19 protein-coding genes are annotated in these 17,407 nt (G+C 71.3%); 7 read left to right on the top strand and 12 right to left on the bottom strand.

Annotation, left to right across the window (positions count from 1 at the left end; all coding sequences use genetic code 11):
- Nucleotides 1–83: 83 nt before the first annotated feature.
- The 3 genes from LG388_RS04825 (at nt 84) to LG388_RS04815 (ending at nt 1,925) form a co-directional block, all read left to right on the top strand.
- Complete coding sequence (locus LG388_RS04825) at nt 84–749, top strand: TetR/AcrR family transcriptional regulator (RefSeq protein WP_225781681.1); 666 nt, start codon at nt 84–86, stop codon at nt 747–749.
- A 74-nt stretch (nt 750–823) separates the two neighbouring features.
- Nucleotides 824–1,237: a lactoylglutathione lyase gene (gloA, locus tag LG388_RS04820; RefSeq protein WP_225781680.1), complete on the top strand. Its 414-nt coding sequence runs from the start codon at nt 824–826 to the stop codon at nt 1,235–1,237.
- A gap of 94 nt (nt 1,238–1,331) precedes the next feature.
- Nucleotides 1,332–1,925, top strand: a complete 594-nt coding sequence (locus LG388_RS04815) for a molybdopterin-dependent oxidoreductase (protein WP_225781679.1) — start codon at nt 1,332–1,334, stop codon at nt 1,923–1,925.
- A gap of 31 nt (nt 1,926–1,956) precedes the next feature.
- On the opposite strand, the gene LG388_RS04810 is transcribed toward LG388_RS04815, so the two are convergent.
- From LG388_RS04810 to LG388_RS04790, 5 genes are all read right to left on the bottom strand, one after another.
- Entirely contained in the window at nt 1,957–2,373 is a 417-nt protein-coding gene (locus LG388_RS04810; RefSeq protein ID WP_225781678.1) for a DUF4440 domain-containing protein, read from the bottom strand.
- Complete coding sequence (locus LG388_RS04805; protein ID WP_225781677.1) at nt 2,374–3,105, bottom strand: haloacid dehalogenase type II; 732 nt, start codon at nt 3,103–3,105, stop codon at nt 2,374–2,376.
- Between the two features lie 77 nt (nt 3,106–3,182).
- On the bottom strand, nt 3,183–3,827 hold the full coding sequence (eda, locus tag LG388_RS04800; RefSeq protein WP_225781676.1) for a bifunctional 4-hydroxy-2-oxoglutarate aldolase/2-dehydro-3-deoxy-phosphogluconate aldolase: 645 nt from the start codon (nt 3,825–3,827) through the stop codon (nt 3,183–3,185).
- 39 nt (nt 3,828–3,866) lie between these two features.
- Complete coding sequence (gene edd / locus LG388_RS04795; protein ID WP_225781675.1) at nt 3,867–5,705, bottom strand: phosphogluconate dehydratase; 1,839 nt, start codon at nt 5,703–5,705, stop codon at nt 3,867–3,869.
- Between the two features lie 293 nt (nt 5,706–5,998).
- The gene (locus LG388_RS04790; RefSeq protein ID WP_225781674.1) at nt 5,999–6,541 is read right to left on the bottom strand and encodes an OmpA family protein; all 543 of its coding nucleotides are present in this window, start codon (nt 6,539–6,541) and stop codon (nt 5,999–6,001) included.
- Between the two features lie 90 nt (nt 6,542–6,631).
- Here LG388_RS04790 and LG388_RS04785 point away from each other — a divergent pair, with 90 nt between their 5' ends.
- Together LG388_RS04785 and LG388_RS04780 are read left to right on the top strand one after the other, a co-directional pair.
- Nucleotides 6,632–7,243, top strand: a complete 612-nt coding sequence (locus tag LG388_RS04785; protein WP_225781673.1) for a gamma-glutamylcyclotransferase — start codon at nt 6,632–6,634, stop codon at nt 7,241–7,243.
- 104 nt (nt 7,244–7,347) lie between these two features.
- A complete protein-coding gene (locus LG388_RS04780) occupies nt 7,348–7,890 on the top strand; it encodes a superoxide dismutase family protein (RefSeq protein ID WP_225781672.1) in 543 nt (180 codons plus the stop codon).
- A gap of 94 nt (nt 7,891–7,984) precedes the next feature.
- Here the strand turns inward: LG388_RS04780 and LG388_RS04775 are convergent, their stop codons facing one another.
- The 5 genes from LG388_RS04775 to LG388_RS04755 all read right to left on the bottom strand — a co-directional run bounded on the left by LG388_RS04775 (nt 7,985) and on the right by LG388_RS04755 (nt 13,563).
- Nucleotides 7,985–8,830 (bottom strand): CoxG family protein, encoded by an 846-nt coding sequence (locus LG388_RS04775; RefSeq protein ID WP_225781671.1) that lies wholly within the window; start codon nt 8,828–8,830, stop codon nt 7,985–7,987.
- Nucleotides 8,820–9,302, bottom strand: coding sequence for a (2Fe-2S)-binding protein (locus tag LG388_RS04770; protein ID WP_225781670.1), 483 nt, complete (start codon nt 9,300–9,302; stop codon nt 8,820–8,822). Before LG388_RS04770 ends, LG388_RS04775 begins: the two co-directional genes overlap by 11 nt.
- On the bottom strand, nt 9,299–10,180 hold the full coding sequence (locus tag LG388_RS04765; protein ID WP_225781669.1) for a xanthine dehydrogenase family protein subunit M: 882 nt from the start codon (nt 10,178–10,180) through the stop codon (nt 9,299–9,301). Before LG388_RS04765 ends, LG388_RS04770 begins: the two co-directional genes overlap by 4 nt.
- Nucleotides 10,173–12,500, bottom strand: a complete 2,328-nt coding sequence (locus LG388_RS04760; RefSeq protein WP_225781668.1) for a xanthine dehydrogenase family protein molybdopterin-binding subunit — start codon at nt 12,498–12,500, stop codon at nt 10,173–10,175. The genes LG388_RS04765 and LG388_RS04760 overlap by 8 nt, the downstream gene beginning before the upstream one ends.
- Before the next feature lie 79 nt (nt 12,501–12,579).
- Complete coding sequence (locus LG388_RS04755; RefSeq protein ID WP_225781667.1) at nt 12,580–13,563, bottom strand: tripartite tricarboxylate transporter substrate binding protein; 984 nt, start codon at nt 13,561–13,563, stop codon at nt 12,580–12,582.
- A gap of 229 nt (nt 13,564–13,792) precedes the next feature.
- Here LG388_RS04755 and LG388_RS04750 point away from each other — a divergent pair, with 229 nt between their 5' ends.
- On the top strand, nt 13,793–14,344 hold the full coding sequence (locus LG388_RS04750; protein WP_225781666.1) for a MarR family winged helix-turn-helix transcriptional regulator: 552 nt from the start codon (nt 13,793–13,795) through the stop codon (nt 14,342–14,344).
- Nucleotides 14,345–14,449: 105 nt separating this feature from the next.
- Here the strand turns inward: LG388_RS04750 and LG388_RS04745 are convergent, their stop codons facing one another.
- On the bottom strand, nt 14,450–15,031 hold the full coding sequence (locus tag LG388_RS04745; RefSeq protein ID WP_225781665.1) for an NTP transferase domain-containing protein: 582 nt from the start codon (nt 15,029–15,031) through the stop codon (nt 14,450–14,452).
- Between the two features lie 80 nt (nt 15,032–15,111).
- Between LG388_RS04745 and pdxH the strand changes: the two genes are divergently transcribed.
- Nucleotides 15,112–15,759: a pyridoxamine 5'-phosphate oxidase gene (gene pdxH / locus LG388_RS04740; protein ID WP_225781664.1), complete on the top strand. Its 648-nt coding sequence runs from the start codon at nt 15,112–15,114 to the stop codon at nt 15,757–15,759.
- 27 nt (nt 15,760–15,786) lie between these two features.
- On the opposite strand, the gene LG388_RS04735 is transcribed toward pdxH, so the two are convergent.
- Nucleotides 15,787–16,986 carry an OmpA family protein gene (locus LG388_RS04735; protein ID WP_225781663.1) on the bottom strand — a complete coding sequence of 400 codons (1,200 nt, stop codon included), beginning with the start codon at nt 16,984–16,986 and terminating at the stop codon, nt 15,787–15,789.
- Nucleotides 16,987–17,407 lie beyond the last annotated feature (421 nt).

Raw genomic sequence — 17,407 nt, 5'->3', positions numbered from 1 at the left:
ATTAGTTGCATCATACTAAACAAAATAGGCGCCTAGGCCGGGGCTGCCGCATGGCGCCGGCTTGCCGCTCAAGAGGAACTCGCATGAAATCTCCAGAGCCTGCTGCGCCGCGCGGGCGCCCACGCACCATCACGCGCGAGAAGATCGTCGATGCCGGCATCGAGATGGGCCTGCCGCGCATCACCTTCGTGGGCGTGGCCGCTGCGCTGGGCGTGAGCCACATGGCGCTCTACAAGCATGTGCCCAGCCTGGAGGCCCTCAAGCACCTGGTGGCCGAGGAAGTCTTCGCCCGCTGGCAGATCCCGCAGGCGGCGGAAGACCCCCGGCGCGAAGACCTGCAGGCCTACCTCGAGCGGTTCGCCGCCTCGGTCCGGGACTTTGTCAGGAAGCACCCCGGCGTGACGCCGTATGTGATCCGCCGGCTGGCCGCCACCCAGCCCATGCTGAGCAAGATCGACGCGCACCAGTCACACATCGCGCAGGCCTACGGCATTCCCAAGGCGCAGGCGCGCTGGCTGCTGGCGACCGTGGCCTTCCACGGCATGGCGGTGGCCGACACGGTGTACACGGTGGCCGGCGAAGAGCCCGTGCTGGGCACCGACCGCGCCGCAGAAGAGGCCGAAATGGAAGCCGAACTCATGCAGGGCATGCATGCACTGATCGTCGGCGCCCTGGCCACCGTATCCGCGCATGCGCCGGCCGACGAAGCCCCCGCCCCAGCGAGACCGAAACGCGGCGCCCGACAATAGAGCCTCTGTCCGGTGCCGCGCCCCGCCATGCGCGGCGTCCGGGGACTCTTTCAACGCACATTCCCTTCCCCACCATGCGTCTTCTTCACACCATGCTGCGCGTCGGCGACCTGCAGCGCTCCATCGACTTCTACACGAAGGTGCTGGGCATGAACCTGCTGCGCAGCAGCGAGAACCCCGAGTACAAGTACAGCCTCGCTTTCGTCGGCTATGGCGAAGGCAACCCGGACCAGGCCGAGATCGAGCTGACCTACAACTGGGGCACCGACCGCTACGAGTTGGGCACCGCCTACGGCCACATCGCGCTGGGCGTGCCTGATGCCTACGCGGCCTGCGAGAAGATCAAGGCGGCCGGCGGCAACGTCACGCGCGAAGCCGGCCCGGTCAAGGGCGGCACCACCGTCATCGCCTTCGTGACGGACCCGGACGGCTACAAGATCGAATTGATCCAGCGCGCCGAGAACGCCGCCGGGGGCGGCCTGCGCTGAGCCCGGCGCGCATTGACCTTGCGGCGTCGCTCTCCATAATCGCGGCCCGGTGGCGCCACGATGTCCGGCGGCGCCCGAACACCGCGAGGTTCTGATGCACAAACGCGACTTCCTGGCCGGCGCCGCGCTGGCCGGCCTGCTGCCGGCCGCCGCGCCGGCGATGGCGGCCACGACCGTTCCCGCGCCGGCCGGCCCGGTGCTGCTCACGGTGGGCGGCGCCGTCAGCCCCGGCAACCGCGGCGCGCTCGACAAGGTGCGCGACCAGATGATGGGCAAGCATGACCTGAAGTTCAGCCGTGCCACGGCCTTCGACGCGGCCGGCCTCGCCCGCCTGCCCGCCACGCGCTTTCGCGTGACGCTGGAGTACGACAACCAGTTGCACGAACTGCAGGGCCCGCTGCTGACCACCGTGCTCGAAGCCGCCGGCGCCGACCTGAAGAAGCCGCTGCGCCTGGGCCTGCGCGCAGTGGACGGCTACAACGCCGATCTCACCTTGGCCGAAGTGCAGGAATGGCGTGTGATCGTCGCCACGCACATGGACGGCCAGCCGCTGGCCCTGGGCGGCCTGGGCCCCCAGTGGGCCATCTACGAAGCCGACGCGCTGCCGGCCTTCCGCACCAAGCCCGTCAACGAGCGCTTCGTCCACAGCCCCTGGGGCCTGTACTACATCGACGTCGCCGCGGCCTGAGCGCCCGCCCCGGGGCCCGGCCCGCCCCTCGTCAGGGCTGGATGACCGTGCCCTGGTGAAACACGGCCAGCCATCCCCGTTCGGAGCGGCGCCACAGCGTGCTGCGCAGCGTCGTGCGGCCGGGCTGCTCCAGGGTGTAGACCAGGAGCGCATGGTCGGCACCCAGGCGCTGCGCGCGCGCCTCACGCACGCGCCAGCCGTCCGCCGCGGGCCTCGCGCCGCGCTGCGACAGCACCTGCAGGCAGAAGGCGCGCGTGTAGGGCCGGCCCGAGGCGCCGATCTCCCAGAACTCCGGCGCCACCACCTGTTCGAAGGCCTCGGGCGTGGCCGCGGGGCAGGCGGCGTGGTACAGGTCTTCGCGCCGGCTCAGTTCCTCGCGCAGCGCTTCCACGTCGGCGGCCGCTGCCGCTGAGGACGCAGGCGCGGGCACGGGCACGGCACCGTGCATTCAGCAGCCCAGCAGATCGGCCAGCGCGCCGATGTCGCGCGCATGCAGGTCGTTGCCCGGCTGCGGCGACACGTCCTTGGGCCGCCGCGCGCCGAATTCGTGCGCGCGCTCGATGTACGCGGTGGCCAGCCCGCACACGCGCGCGGCAGCCAGGTCGTCATGGTGCGCCGCCGCCAGCATCACCTGGCTGGGCGCCAGGTCGAACACCGCGGCCACGCCCAGGTAGGTGCGCGGGTCGGGCTTGTAGGCCTTGAAGACCTCTGCCGAGAGCACGCAGTCCCAGGGCAGCCCGGCGCGCTTGGCCATGTCGGTGAGCAGGCCGAGGTTGCCGTTCGACAGCGTGCAGATCGTGTAGCGCCGCTTGAGCCGCGTGAGCCCCTGCACCGCGTCGGGCCAGGCCGGCAGCCGGTGCCAGGCGCGGTTGAGCTCGCGCCGCGCATCGCCGCTCACCCCAGCCACGCCGAAGTCGCGCAGCACTTCGTCGAGGATGCCCAGGTGCAGCTCGTCCAGCAGCGTGAAGCCGCCTTCGCCTGCGCCCATGCGCTCCATCACGCGCCGCATGGCCGGCTGGTAGCCCGCGCGCCAGGCCAGTGCGAAGGCGTCGGCGTCCACGCCGGGCAGGCGCTGCGCCACTTCGGCGGCAATGCCGCCATGCCAGTCCACCACCGTGCCGAAGATGTCGAAGGCGATGACCTGCAAGGAGGACGGATCGAAAGGCGTGGAGGCGGCCATGCGTGTCTTGTCTCTCTGCTTCCTGGAAATCCTTGTCGGCGCCACAGGGGCGGCGCCTTGCGGGTGCTGCCCGCGGCTCAGCGCGCCAGCCGGCTGGCCTCGCGCGCCAGCGTCTCGATGCGCGCCCAGTCCTTGGCCGCGATGGCCTCGGTCGGCACGATCCACGAGCCGCCCACGCAGGCCACGTTGGGCAGCGCGAGGAACTCTTCGGCATTGCCGGCGTGCACGCCGCCCGTGGGGCAGAACTTCACGTCGTTGAAGGGGCCACTCCAGGCGCGCAGCATGTTGATGCCGCCGGCCTGCAGCGCCGGGAAGAATTTCAGCTCGGTGTAGCCGTCTTCCTGGGCCAGCATGATCTCGCTGCCCGTGGCCACGCCCGGCAGCAGCGGCAGGCCCAGGTCGTGGCAGGCCTTGCCCACGGCGCGCGTGTAGCCCGGGCTCACGCCGAAGCGCGCACCGGCCAGGGCCGAGGCCTGCGCATCGGCCGCGCTGCGGATGGTGCCGGCACCGGGCACGGCCTCGGGCACCTCCTTGGCAATGGCCTCGATGCACTCCAGCGCCTCGCGCGTGCGCAGCGTCACCTCGAGCATGCGGATGCCGCCGGCCACCAGCGCACGCGCCAGCGGCACGGCGTCCTTCACGTCGTGCAGCACGATGACGGGGATGACGGGCGCATCGCGCATCACGTCCAGCGCGGTCAGGGGGGTCACGGCATCGTTCATGTCAGGACTTTCGATGGGAGAAAAAACGTCGGGAGGCGTTCAGAGCCAGGTGCAGGCGCCTTCTTCGGCGGTGCGGGCGTTGCGGCGCATGCCGGCGAAGAGCTCGCGCCCCAGGCCATGGCCGTCGGCCAAGCGCTGCGCATCCGACATGGTATCGGGCACGCGCGCGGCCCACTCGTCGTCGGGCACCCGCACGGCCAGCGTGCCGGCCACGGCATCCAGGCGGATCACGTCGCCATCGCGCACCTTGGCCAGCGGGCCGCCGGCGGCGGCTTCGGGCGAGACATGGATCGCCGCGGGCACCTTGCCCGAGGCGCCGCTCATGCGCCCGTCGGTGACCAGCGCCACCTTGAAGCCCTTGCCCTGCAGCACCGACAAGGGCGGCGTGAGCTTGTGCAGCTCGGGCATGCCGTTGGCCTGCGGGCCCTGCCAGCGCACCACGCAGACCACGTCGCGGTCCAGCTCGCCGGCCGAGAAGGCCTTCTGCAGCGCGGCCTGCGAATCGAACACGCGCGCGGGCGCCTCGATCACGTGGCGGTCGTCGGGCACCGACGACACCTTGATCACGCTGCGCCCCAGGTTGCCCTGCAGCAGCTTCAGGCCGCCGGTGGCGCTGAAGGGGTGGGCGGCCGGGCGCGCCACGGCTTCGTTCTTCGAGGGCGCGGCGCTTTCCCAGTGCAGCACACCTTCGGCCGAGGCCTGGCCACGCATCACCGGCACGTTCGCGTACTCGGCGATGCCGCCCGCGCGCACGGTGAGCACGTCGGCATGCATGAGGCCCGCGCCCAGCAGTTCGCCGATCACGAAGCCCGGACCGCCGGCGGCCTGGAATTCGTTCACGTCGGCGCTGCCGTTGGGGTACACGCGCGTGAGCAGCGGCACCACGTCCGAGAGCTCGGAGAAATCGTTCCAGTCGATCAGGATGCCCGCCGCGCGCGCCACCGCCACCCAATGGATCAGGTGGTTGGTGGAACCGCCCGTGGCCAGCAGCGCGACCATGGCGTTGACGATGCAGCGCTCGTCCACCACCTCGCCGATCGGCGGCACGTCGAAGGGCTGCGTTGCGGCCTTGCCGAGCACCGTGCGCACCGCTTCGCGCGTGAGCGCTTCGCGCATCGCGTCGCCGGGCTGGATGAAGGCCGTGCCGGGCACGTGCAGGCCCATGGCTTCGAGCAGCATCTGGTTGCTGTTGGCGGTGCCGTAGAAGGTGCAGGTGCCGGGCGCGTGGTAGGCCTGCATCTCGGCTTCGAGCAGGCCGTCGCGGCCCACCAGGCCCTGCGCGGCCTGCTCGCGCACCTTGGCCTTGGCGCTGTTCGACAGACCCGAGGGCATAGGCCCCGCCGGCACGAACACCGTGGGCAGGTGGCCGAAATGCAGCGCGCCGATCAACAGGCCCGGCACGATCTTGTCGCACACGCCGAGCATGAGCGCGGCGTCGAACATGTCGTGCGTGAGCGCGACGGCCGTGCCCATGGCGATCACGTCGCGGCTGAACAGGCTCAGCTCCATGCCGGGCGTGCCCTGGGTCACGCCGTCGCACATGGCCGGCACCCCGCCGGCCACCTGCGCCGTGGCGCCCAGGCGCCGCGCCTCGTGCTTGATGAGGTCCGGGTAGTGCTGCAGGGGCTGGTGCGCCGACAGCATGTCGTTGTAGGCGTTGACGATGCCGATGTTGGGCGCGCGCTCGGCCACGATGCGCAGCTTGTCGTTGCCGGGCACGCCGGCCACGGCATGGGCCACGTTGGCGCAGCCCATGCGGTCGGAGCCGCGGTCGCGCTGGCGCATCTGCGCGAGCTGCGCCAGGTAGGCGCTGCGCAGCGTGCGGCTGCGCTCGCGGATGCGCTCGGTGACACGGACGAGGGTGGAATGTGGGCTCATGGTGGGGCGCAATGTGGGGTTCTGCAGGTTTGCCGGCGGCCCGAGATGCTGCTGGGCAAAGGCGCGATGCACCGGGCCCCGCATCCCCTGCGGCCCGGCAGCCGTCCGGGAGCGAATCATCGTACCAAAGGGGCCTGCCGCCGCCGATGCGGCGCCGGCGCAAACCTGGACGCGCCAGCGGTCTTGCGCGGCCAGCACCGGCAGGCGGGCGCCCAGCAAAAAGGGCGCCGCAGCGCCCTTTTTTCTTGAAGAGGCCCTTCGCGGGCCCGGCCGGCTTGCGGTGGCGGCGGCGATCAGTCGATCAGCCGGACCTCGACGCGGCGCGCCTGCGCGTTGCTGCCGCTGCCCGTCATCTCGGACGGCTTTTCCAGGCGGACCTTGTCGGCCGGCACGCCCAGGCCCACGAGCACGTCGCGCACGGTCTCGGCGCGCTTCTTGGCCAGCGCTTCATTGAGGGCGCGGTCGCCCGTCGTGTCATGGAAGCCCGAGACGCGCGCCTGGCGGCCCGATTCCACGCCCTGGATGACCAGCGCCAGCGCCTCGGCGGCGCCGGGCGCGATGTCGGCGCTGCCGGTGGCGAAGTAGAAGTTCACCACGCCGTCGGCGACCTGGATGCTGGCGCCTTCGGGCACCACGGCGGTCACGGTCTCGGTCACCACGACCACCGAGGTGGCCGGCAGCGCGGCGGCCGCCGGGGCCGGCGCTTCTTCGGCGCCGGCAAAGACCGACCGGTAGACCACCGCACCGATCACCGTGCTCAACAGCAGGCCCAGCAGAATGAAGATGAAACCCAGGGCAAAACGCTGTTGCGAATCGTCGTCGGTGGTGGCGGACATCAAGGGGGCTCCTGACAGTAGGCGCGTTGGTTGAATAATGGGCGGGTGAGCCATAACCCTGGAATTGTAGGCGGCAACGGAGCGCCCGCCGTGACAGCCTCCGGCGCCCTGCCGCCGCCGCTGCGCGACCCGGCGCCGCTGCTGGACCGCACCATCGAGGAATGGGGCGGCCATGAGGACCTCTGGCTCTTCGGCTACGGCTCGCTGATCTGGCGGCCGGACTTCGAGTTCGCGGAGCGCCGCCCGGCCCAGGTGCAGGGCTGGCACCGCGCGCTGAAGATGTGGAGCCGCGTGAACCGCGGCAGCCCCGAGGTGCCGGGGCTGGTGTTCGGCCTGCTGTCAGGCGGCAGTTGCCGCGGCGTGGTGTTCCGCATTCCCGCCGCCGCCGGGCTGGAAACCCTGGGCCGGCTCTGGCTGCGCGAGATGCCCACCGGCGTGTACGACCCGCGCTGGCTGCGCTGCGCCACGCCTGGTGGCCCGGTGCGCGCGCTGGCCTTCACGCTGTCGCGCAAGAGCCCCAATTTCACCGGCACGCTCAGCGACGCGCGCTACCGCGAGATCTTCGCCACCGCCACGGGCCGCTATGGCAGCTCGCTGGACTACGCGCGCCAGACCTTCGAGGAACTGCAGCGCCACGGCATCCACGACGCGGCGCTGGCCCGCCTGATGCGGCTGGCCAGCACCGAATTGGACGCACGCTGACAGGCACCCGCCCGGCCGCCCGCTATACCTGCAGCCATGCGCGGCGGCGCCAGCCGCTCTCTTCCCACTTTTCCCATTTGCATCCCCTTGCCCAGGAGCCTTCGATGACCTTCACTCCCCGCCTCGGCGCCCTCGCCTGCACGGGCGCCGCCGCCCTGCTGATCACCGGCTGCGCCAGCCTGGGCGGCAAGCCGCGCGCCGTGGCCCAGCTCACCCCCACGGCCGCCGTGCCGGGCATGGCGGTGAGCGGCAACGTGCGCTTCACCGCCCTGGACCATGGCGTGCGCGTCGAAGGCGAGGTGCGCGGCCTCAAGCCCGGGCAGGAGCACGGGTTCCACATCCACGAGAAGGGCGACTGCGGCGACAACGCCAACGCCTCGGGCGGCCATTTCAACCCCTCGGGCGGCACGCACGGCATGTTCGGCTCGCCCGGCAGCCACGCGGGCGAACTGCCCAGCCTGGTGGCCGATGCGCAGGGCCGCGCGCGCTTCCGCGTCGACGTGCATGCGATCTCGCTGACCGAAGGCGCCGCCAACAGCGTGCTGGGCCGCGCGCTGGTGGTGCACCGTGACCGCGACGACTACACGACGCAGCCAGCCGGCAATTCAGGCCCGCGCGTGGCCTGCGCGGTGATCCAGCGCGGCTGACGCGGGCCGCGGGCGGCGCCCATCGCGGCGCCCCGCTGCGGGAGCCCGGAACGGGCTCCGAGGCTCGCTGCCTGCCGGACGGCCTGCCCGGCGCTCACTTCATCAGATCGCGCAGCCAGTCGCGGCACTGGTCGGCCGCTTCCAGGGGCCATTCGACGCTCACGGTGCGGTCCATCTGGCGCACCTCGATGCGGATCGTGCGCCCGCCGCTCGCTGCCTGCGCACGCGCGCCGCGACCACCGAGCAGGCGCGACCAGAAGCCGCCTTCATCAGACGCGCCCCCCGGCGCCGATACGTTGACCTGCGGGGCCGCAGGTGCGACGGGCGCTGCAGTCGACGGGGCCGCCGATGCCACTGCCGGCGCGAGCGCGGGCGCGGCCACCGGCGGCACGGCGGATCGCGTCGCTGGTGCAGACGATGCAGCCGGCGCGCGCGCAGCCATCGGCGCGGCAACCGCGGCCGGTGCAGCCGCCACCACCGGCGGCGGCAGCCCGCCCGCCTCCAGGCGCGCCTTCAGGTTCGCGCCGAACTCCTCCCAGAGCCGGTCCGCCTTGGTCTTCATGACGCTCAGGCCGAAGGTGCCCAGGCGCCCCAGCAGATCGACGTTGACCTTGATGCGCAGCTCGGTGCCGCCGTCGGCCGAGGGCGTCAGGAAGACCTCGCTGCGCTGCTTGAGCGAGCTGGCGACCGACGCGTCCTCGCCCGTGCCTTCGGCGCACAGGTATTCGGGCGCGCGCTGTTCGGTGATGTGCGTGCGCAGCTTGAACTTGGCGCTGATGAAGGCGATCTTCTGATGCATCACCGCCACGTATTCGGTGGGGCTGATGACGTCGATGGACTGCATGCCGGGCACCGCACCGCCCATCACCTGCGGGTCCAGCAGCAGGGCCCACACCTGTTCGCGCGGGGCCGAGACGGTCAGGGTCTTCTCAATTTCCATGATGGTTCATTTCCTCGGCAGCGTGCAGGACCGATTCGACGATCTGCGTATAGCCCGTGCAGCGGCACAGGTTGCCCGACAGGCCGTGGCGCACCTCGTCACAGCTGGGGCGGGGGTTGTTCTGGAGCAGGTCGCACGCGGCCATGATGAAGCCCGGCGTGCAGTAGCCGCATTGCAGGCCGCCGCATTGCATGAAGTTCTTCTGCAGCGGGTGCAGCGCTTCGCCCTGCGCCAGGCCTTCGATGGTGGTGAGGGCGCGGCCGTCCACCTGCACGGCCAGCATCAGGCAGGACTTGACCACCTCGCCGTCCAGCAGCACCGAGCAGGCGCCGCAGATGCCGGTCTCGCAGCCGCGCTTGGTGCCCGTCAGGTGCAGGTCGTCGCGCAGGAAATCCGACAGCAGGCGGCGCGAAGGGACCTCCACCTCGTGCGCTTCGCCGTTGACCGTGCAGGCGATGCAATGTGTGCTCATGAAGAAACTCCTTCGTCGACGGACAGGCCGAACAGTTCGGCCACGGTGCGGCGTGCGACGGCGCGCACCATGTCGCGCCGGTACTCGGCGCCGCCGCGCAGGTCGGACACGGGTGTGATGTCCTGCGCCACGATGTCGGCCACCTCGGCCGCGACGGCCGGCGTGACCGTGCGGCCTTCGAGGAAGGCCTCGGCACGCCGGATGCGCGCCGGGATCGGCACCGAGGCGCCGATGGCGATGCGCGCCTCGCGGCACAGCGCGCCCTTGCGCCGCGCCACCAGCGCCACGCTGACGAGCGGCCGGTGCTCGGCCGCCGTGCGCAGAAAGCGCGAATACAGGCCCTCGGTGCCGGCCGCCAGCGGCGGCACGCGGATTTCCAGCACGATCTCGTCGGGCTCCAGCGCCGTCACGTAGTAGTCGACCAGAAACGCCTCCATGCTCAGCACGCGCTCGCCGCGCGCGCTGCCCAGCACCACCTGCGCGTCGAGCGCCATCAGGCAGCCCGGCGGGTCAGTGGACGGATCGGCATAGCAGAGGTTGCCGCCGATGGTGCCCTGGTTGCGCACCTGCGGATTGGCCACGCGCGACGCCATGCTGGCGAGCACGGGCGCGTGCTGCTGCACCAGCGGCGAGCGCGCCACCTCGCTGTGGCGCGCCAGCGCGCCGATGCGCAGGCCCTGCTGCGCATCGAACGTGATGCCGCGCAGGCGCTCGATCTTGGCCACCGAGATCAGGTGCGTGGGCGCCAGCATGCGCTGGCGCATGGCCAGCATCAGCGCGGTGCCGCCGGCGATCACGCGCACCTCGTCGCCGAGGTCGGCCAGCATGCGGCTGGCCTCCTCCACCGAACGGGGCTCCAGGTAGTCGAACTCACGCATGGCGCGCCTCCTCTTTTTTCTTCTCGCGCAGCGCGGCCAGCACCTTCTCGGGCGTGATCGGCAGGTCGCGGATGCGGATGCCCACCGCGTCTTCCACCGCGTTGGCGATGGCCGGCGCACCGGGCAGGATGGCCGTCTCGCTCGCGCCCTTGGCGCCGTAGGGGCCGTGGGGGTCGTTGCTTTCGACGAAGCCGCCGCGCAGCATGGGCACGGCGTCGGCCGTGGCCAGGGTGTAGTCGGCGAAGTTGCCGTTCGCCAGGCGGCCGTTCTCGTAGTGCAGCTGTTCGTACAGCGCCCAGCCGAAGGCTTGCACCGTGGCCCCGTTGGTCTGGCCGTGGATGGCGAGGGGGTTCAGCGCCTTGCCGCAGTCGTCGGCCACGTAGCTGTCGAGCACCGTGACGCGGCCGGTCTCGGTGTCCACCTCCACTTCCACGGCCTGCGCGGCGTAGGAATAGGCGGCCGCGATGTTGCCGAACAGCTCGTCGTCGTGCATCACGGTCTTCGGGTCCCAGCGGCCTTCGACCTGGATGCCACCGCCGCCGTGGCGCCAGATGGACTGGCGCGCCAGTTCAGCCAGGGTGGCGCGCCGCTCGGGCTGCGCCGTGACGAAGACGGCCCCACCGCCGATGGACAGCGCAGACGGCTCGACGCCCCAGCGCGGCGCAGCCAGCGCGAACAGCGCCTCGCGCGCATTTCGCCCGGCCACGATGGCCGCGTTGCCCGCCGACATGGTGACGCGCGAGGCCAGCGTGCCGACGGCCACCGGCGCCACGTCGGTATCGGGCGGCACCACGAACACATGGTCCAGCGGCAGCCCCAGTTCATGCGCGACGATCTGGCTCAGCATGGTGCTGGCGCCCTGCCCCATGTCGCATTCGCCGCTGAGGATGAAGACGCGGCCGTCCTCGTTGATCTTCACGATCACGGTGGAGCCGTCCCAGTTGCCGATGGTGCGGTTGCCGCTCACGTGCATGGCGGCCGCCATGCCCACGCCGCGGCGCTTGACGCCCGTGTCCTTGGGGCGCTGGCGCTTCTCCGCCCAGCCGATGGCTTCGGTCGCCTGGTGCAGGCATTCGACCAGGCCGGTGCTGCCGATCTGCCAGCCATGCACCGACACGTCGCCGGCCTTGAGCGCATTGCGTTCGTGCACCTGCACCGGATCCAGGCCCAGCTGGGTGGCCATGGTGTGGATGTGGCTGTTGAGCGCGAACTGCATCTGCGTGCCGCCAAAGCCGCGGAAGGCGCCGCGCGGCGGGTTGTTGGTGTAGTACAGCGTCGCGTGCGAGCGCACATTCGGGTTGCGGTGCATGTTGTCGCTGCGCATGGCGCTCACATGCATCACGTCGCCGGCCAGGCCCGCGTAGGCGCCGCACTCGGCCACGATGCGCACATCCTTGGCCACGATGATTCCGTCGCGGTCCATGCCCAGCTTGAGCGTGATGCGCTCGGGCACGCTGGCGCAGCAGGCCTGGAAGTCTTCGAGCCGGTTGTTGACCAGCCGCACCGGGCGTTGGGTCTTCAGCGCCAGCAGACCGGCGACCAGTTGGTTGTCGTCTTCCACGATCTTGCCGCCGAAGCCCCCGCCCGTGGTCGCCTGCACCACGCGCACGCGTGACACGGGCAGGCCCAGCGTCGCCGCCACCTGCATGCGCACCAGGTTCACGGCCTGGGTGGAGGTCCACAGCACCAGGCGGCCGTCCGGGTCCAGCGCGGCGACGGTGGCCATCGGCTCCATGTAGCCGGGGTACTGCGAATGCGTGGTGTAAGTCGCCTCGTGCACCAGGTGCGCCGACGCGAAGCCCGCGTCCACGTCGCCGCGCGCGAAGCGGATCTCGTGGCCGATGTTGTCGGCGCGGCCCGGGTGGATGGGCGGCGCTTCCTCGTCCATCGCCTCGTCCACGCTCAGGATCGCGGGCAGTTCCTCGTACTCGACCTGGATCAGATCCAGTGCGTCGCGCGCGATCTCTTCGCTGGTGGCGGCCACGGCGGCCACTTCTTCGCCGCAGTAGCGCACCACGCCTCGGGCCAGCACGGCGCGCTCCTTGTGGTGCACGCCCCAGAGCTGGGCCGGCGCGTCGTCGCCGGTGAGCACGGCCTTGACGCCGGGCAGCGCGCGCGCGGCCGTGGTGTCGATGGACACGATGCGCGCATGCGGGTAAGGACTGCGCAGCACCTTGCCGTGCAGCATGCCGGCCACCTTGAGGTCGCCGGCGTAGAGGGCGCGGCCCAGCACCTTCGCTCGGGCCGTGACCTGCGGAATCTCCACGCCCAGCGTGGAGGCGCCGGGGGCCGTGGAGGCATCGGGGGTTGGGGTGGTCATGCGAAGCTCGTCATGCATCACGCGTCAGCGCCGTCCGCCCGCGCACGGCCGCGCGCAGGGCAGGAACGGCGCGGAGCGCTTATTCAGCCGAAATGCCCAGGTCGCGGATCGCCTTGCCCATCACCGCGTACTCGCGCTGGTTCAGCTTCGTGAGCACCTCGGGCGCGCCACCCGCGGGCAAGGCGCCGAAGACGGCCAGCTTCTCCACCACTTCGGGCTCCTTCACGATGGCGTTCAGGTGCTCGTTGAGCTTCTTGACGATGGGGGCCGGCGTGCCCTTGGGCGCGAAGAAGCCGTTCCAGGCGCCGACCACCACGTCGGAATAGCCCAGCTCCACCAGCGTGGGCACCTGCGGCGCCAGTTTGGAGCGCTGCGCATCGGCGATCGCCAGCGGCACCAGCTTGCCGGTGGCCAGGTACTGGCGCACCGCGCCCACCGTGACCCAGGCCGTGTCCACATGGCCGGCCACCACGTCGGTGACCGAGGGGCCCACGCCGCGGTACGGCACATGCGTGAACTTCACGCCCGCGGCCTTGTTGAGCCATTCGCCCGCGATGTGCATGGGCGAGCCGGCACCGGGGCTGGCGTACGACACCGACTTGCCCGCCTTGGCGGCAGCCACGAGTTCGGGCAGCGTCTTCACGCCCAGGCCCGGGAAGGCGACCAGCACCAGCGGCTGCGTGGCGGTGTTGATGACGGCCTCGTAGCCCCCCAGCACGTCGTAGCTGGCGGCGCCCGACAGCTTCATCACCAGCGGCGCGGTGGTGAAGGGGTTGGGCGTGAACAGCAGGGTGTAGCCGTCGGCCGCCGCGCGGCCGACGTAGCCGTTGCCGATGGCGCCGCCTGCGCCGGGGCGGTTGTCGACGATCACCGACTGCTTGAGGCGCTGGCCCAGCTTTTCGGCGAACAGGCGCGCGATGGCGTCGGTGTCGCCGCCCGGCGGGTAGGACACCACCACCGTCACCGGCTTGGACGGGTAGTCGCCCTGCGCGGACACAGGTGCAGCGGCCAGCGCGGTGCAGGCCAGCGCGATGGCAAGAAGGTGGCGGCGGATCGTGGGCATCGGGGCTCCTCGGCGGGAAGGCCGCGCCAAGCGGCGCAAAGTGGAAGGGAGGAAGAAACAGCGGTCGATGTTTCGCATATAAAACACAAGACCACAAAAGGAACATTGCACATTCTGTACTTTGTGTTGATGCATCAACTTGATGCAAACACCAATGGACATTGATGCAAATGTTTGATCTTCCTCATCTCCTCGAACCCCACCGTCCCCGTGGAACAATGCGCCCCACATGAGCCTGCCGCCCCCCGCTTCTCTCTCGCCCACGCCCTGGTCCGACCTGGACGAAAACGGCACCGGCCTGACCGTTGACGCCTTCATCACCACCCTCATGAGCCAGGTGGGCAACGCCCTGCGGCGCACCGTCACGGTGCCCTACGCGGAGCAGTTCGGCGTCACGGTGTCGGAATGGCGGCTGCTGTCGCTGGTGGCGCATGCGCGGCGCATCGCATTCAGCGACCTGGTCGTGCAGTCCACCTCGGACAAGGCGCTGGTGAGCCGCACCCTCAAGCTGCTGGAAGGCCGCCGGCTGGTGAAACTGGAAGCCGAAGGCGCCGGGCCGCGCAAGAAGATGTGGTGCGTGATCACGCCCGAGGGCGAGGCCTTGCACCGCGAAGCAATTCCCATCGCGCGCGCGCGGCAGGCGGCCGCCATCCGCGTGCTTCCGCCCGAGGAACGCGACGCGCTGTACCGCGCGCTGGTGCATCTGCGCCAGCATCTGCAGGGCGAGGCCGGGACCGAACGCAAGGAAGCGCCCGGCGATCTGCGCGGGCTGGACATCTGAAGCCGTCAGGCGAAGGGCCGCGCCCCGCACGGGAACCGCGGCGTGGATGCGCGGCGGGTCGGGGAGCCTTTCCGCACGCGGCCGGTGCTCCGGCGCGTAAAGCGATCAGCCCGGATCGGTGCGCTGCGGGTGCCGCGCGCGCCACAGCGCTTCGGCGCGTGCCAGGTCGTCCACGGTGTCGATGTCGCTGACCACGCCCGCGTCGTCCACCACCAGTTCCTGCAGCCCGCCCGCGCGGCGCTGCGCCTGCAGCACCGGCGCGGCGCCCTGCGCACCACTCAGCTGTGCCAGCGCCTCGCCACAGGCCGGGCCGAAGCCCACCGGGTGCCCCGCGGCACCGTCGAACACCGGCCTCGCCACCATGGCGCCGGCGCGCAAGGCATCCGCCACCTGGCGCAAGGTCTGCGGCAGCACCAGCGGCAGGTCGGCCGGCAGCACCAGCCAGCCCGGCGCCGCGCGCGTGGCGCGCACGGCGGCAGCGATGGAATCCCCCATGCCGGGATGCGTGGCCTGCTCCAGATGCCACGGCAGACCGCTGGCGCGCACGGCGTCCAGCGTGCGCTGCAGCACCGGCACACCGCCCAGCGGTGCCTGCAGCTTGTGCACGCCGCCGCCCGAGGCGCGGAAACGCTCGCCCCGGCCGGAGGCCAGGATCAGCACGACAGGCGAAGAGGCGATGCCGGACATGCGCCCGAGTATGCCCAGCCGCGGGCGGGCCGGCCGGCTCCGGGCGGCGGCGCGGCCGCCACTGCGCGGACAATGCGGGCATGACCCTTTCCGCCCAAGACCTGGCCGCGCTGCGCAAGAGCTACGAGCGCGCCGAACTCGACGAACGCCAGAGCGCCGCCGATCCGCTGGCGCAATTCGGCCAGTGGCTGGACGAAGCCCTGGCCGCCCAGGTGCCCGAACCCAATGCCATGACGCTGGCCACCGTGGGGCCGGATCTGCGGCCCTCCACGCGCATCGTGCTGGTCAAGGGCTATGACGCGCGCGGTGTCGTCTGGTACACCAACTACGACAGCCGCAAGGGCCAGGAGCTGGCCGGCAATCCCTTTGCCGCCCTGCAATTCCACTGGGTCGAGCTCGAGCGCGTGGTGCGCATCGAAGGCATCGTGCAGAAGGTGGACGAGGCCGAAAGCGACGCCTATTTCGCCAGCCGCCCGCTCGATTCGCGCATTGGCGCCTGGGCCAGCCCGCAAAGCCAGGTGATCGAGGGGCGCTCGGTGCTGGTGGCCAATGCCGCCAGGTACAGCGCCAAGTTCCTGCTCCACCCGCCGCGCCCGCCGCACTGGGGCGGCTTTCGGCTCGTGCCCGAGCGCTGGGAGTTCTGGCAGGGCCGCAAGAGCCGCCTGCACGACCGCCTGCGCTACCGCCGCGAGGGCGAGGCCTGGGTGCGCGAGCGGCTCGCGCCTTGATGAGCGCCCACCCTCCCCTGGCCGCCCTCAGGCCGACGCGTCGCACACGGCCGTCTTGAATTCCACACGGCGGTCCAGCGCATCACTGGCGTCGTCGGCGCCCGTGCCCACGATGTTCTCGCGAAAGCCCATGCCGGCCTCGCGCAGTTTCCTGGACAGCTGGGGCGCCTCGGCCGTCAGGCGCGTGCGCACGGCCACCGCGCGCTGCAGCGACAGCCGGTCGTTGACCTGCTCCGAACCCGTGCGGCTGGTGTGGCCGGTCACGACCACGCAGGCGTCGATCTGCGTCGCCTGGCGCGCGATCTGGCGCAGCCACATCGGGTAGGCACCGCTGATCTTCGGGTCGCTGAGGAAGTCGGTGGAGCCGGGGCGGAACAGGAACTTCACGCTCAGGTTGTTCGTCTCCAGGCCCAGCCGTGCCAGCTTGCCGAAACTGGCCTCCGCATCGGCGGCGCGCCCCAGTTGCGCCTGCGTGAGATACAGGCCGCTGTACACGCGCAGCTGCTGGCCGTCGGGCCGGCGCGACGCCGCCTCGTAGCGCGTCAGCGCTTCCTGCATCTGGCCGGCCTCGTAGGCGGCGATGGCCTCCTGCAGCACGGCCGAGGTCGGCAGGCGTTCCAGGTACAGCGCATCGGCCGGCTGGCCCGCAGGGGTCTCGCTGGTGCGGATGTAGCCCTCCGTCGCGCGGTCCTTGGGGTTCACGGGACTGTCGCGGTAGAAGGCCGTGGGCCGCATATCGAGCCTGTCGTCGCTGATGCGTGCCGCCGCCTGCGCGATCACAGTACCGCTGCGCAGCTCGGTCAGGGCCAGGCTCAGGCGGTGGCCGCCGCCCTCCTTGCCGCGCGACAGCGTGCCGTTGAGCACGTACTGCGCCTTCTCCACCTCGTCGGCCGAGAAGTTCGCCACTGTGAACTGGCTGAAGCGCTCCTGCATGCGGCGCACCAGCAGGCTCTGCGCCGCGCGCGTCACCTCGGTCTGCTGGCCCGTGGCGCCGTCGAGCAGCGGGTCGATCACGATGCGGTTGGGCTTGAGCCGCGCTTCGACGCGCGAGAGGAAGGCCGGCAGTTTCTGCGTCTGCACCATGAGGTCGTCGACGGCCAGTTGCACGGCCTGGTCGAAAGGCAGGGCCGCGCCCGTGCCGGCCGGCCGCGTGGCGCAGGCGCCCAGGCACAGGACGGCGGCCAGCGCCCAGATGGCAGGCCGCCAGCGGGAAACGATCTTCAGCATCAGCATTCACTCCTCAGATAGGCCATGTCGCTCTCGGACACCGGCTCGCCGACCTGCGCCCGCTGCGTGATCGCGGTGCAGCGCGGCGAGGCCATGCGGATGGGCCGCACCACCGGGGCGGGCGGCGCGGCAGCCGCCGCCTCGCGCTCCACGGGCGCGGGCCTGGGCTTGCTGGCCGCCTTCGGCGCAGGGGAAGGTTTGGCCGCCGTCGCAGGCGTCGCAGGCGTCGCAGGCGTCGTAGGCGTCGTAGGCGTCGTAGGCGTCGCAGGCGTCGCAGGCGTCGTAGGCGCTGTGGGCGCTGTGGGTGCCGGGGCGTCGGACGCGGGCGCCGGCATCGCCAGGCAGGGCGTGGGGCACGGGGCGCCCGCAGCCTGGGCCCAGGAGCTGGCGAGCACCATCCAGCACGCGCCCCCGACCGCGA

Origin of the sequence: Xenophilus sp. Marseille-Q4582 (genome assembly GCF_916700565.1) — a bacterium.
Lineage (GTDB): Bacteria > Pseudomonadota > Gammaproteobacteria > Burkholderiales > Burkholderiaceae_C > Xenophilus.
The sequence above is the reverse complement of the archived record's forward strand: the minus strand, read 5'-3'. Positions and strand labels throughout refer to the sequence as shown.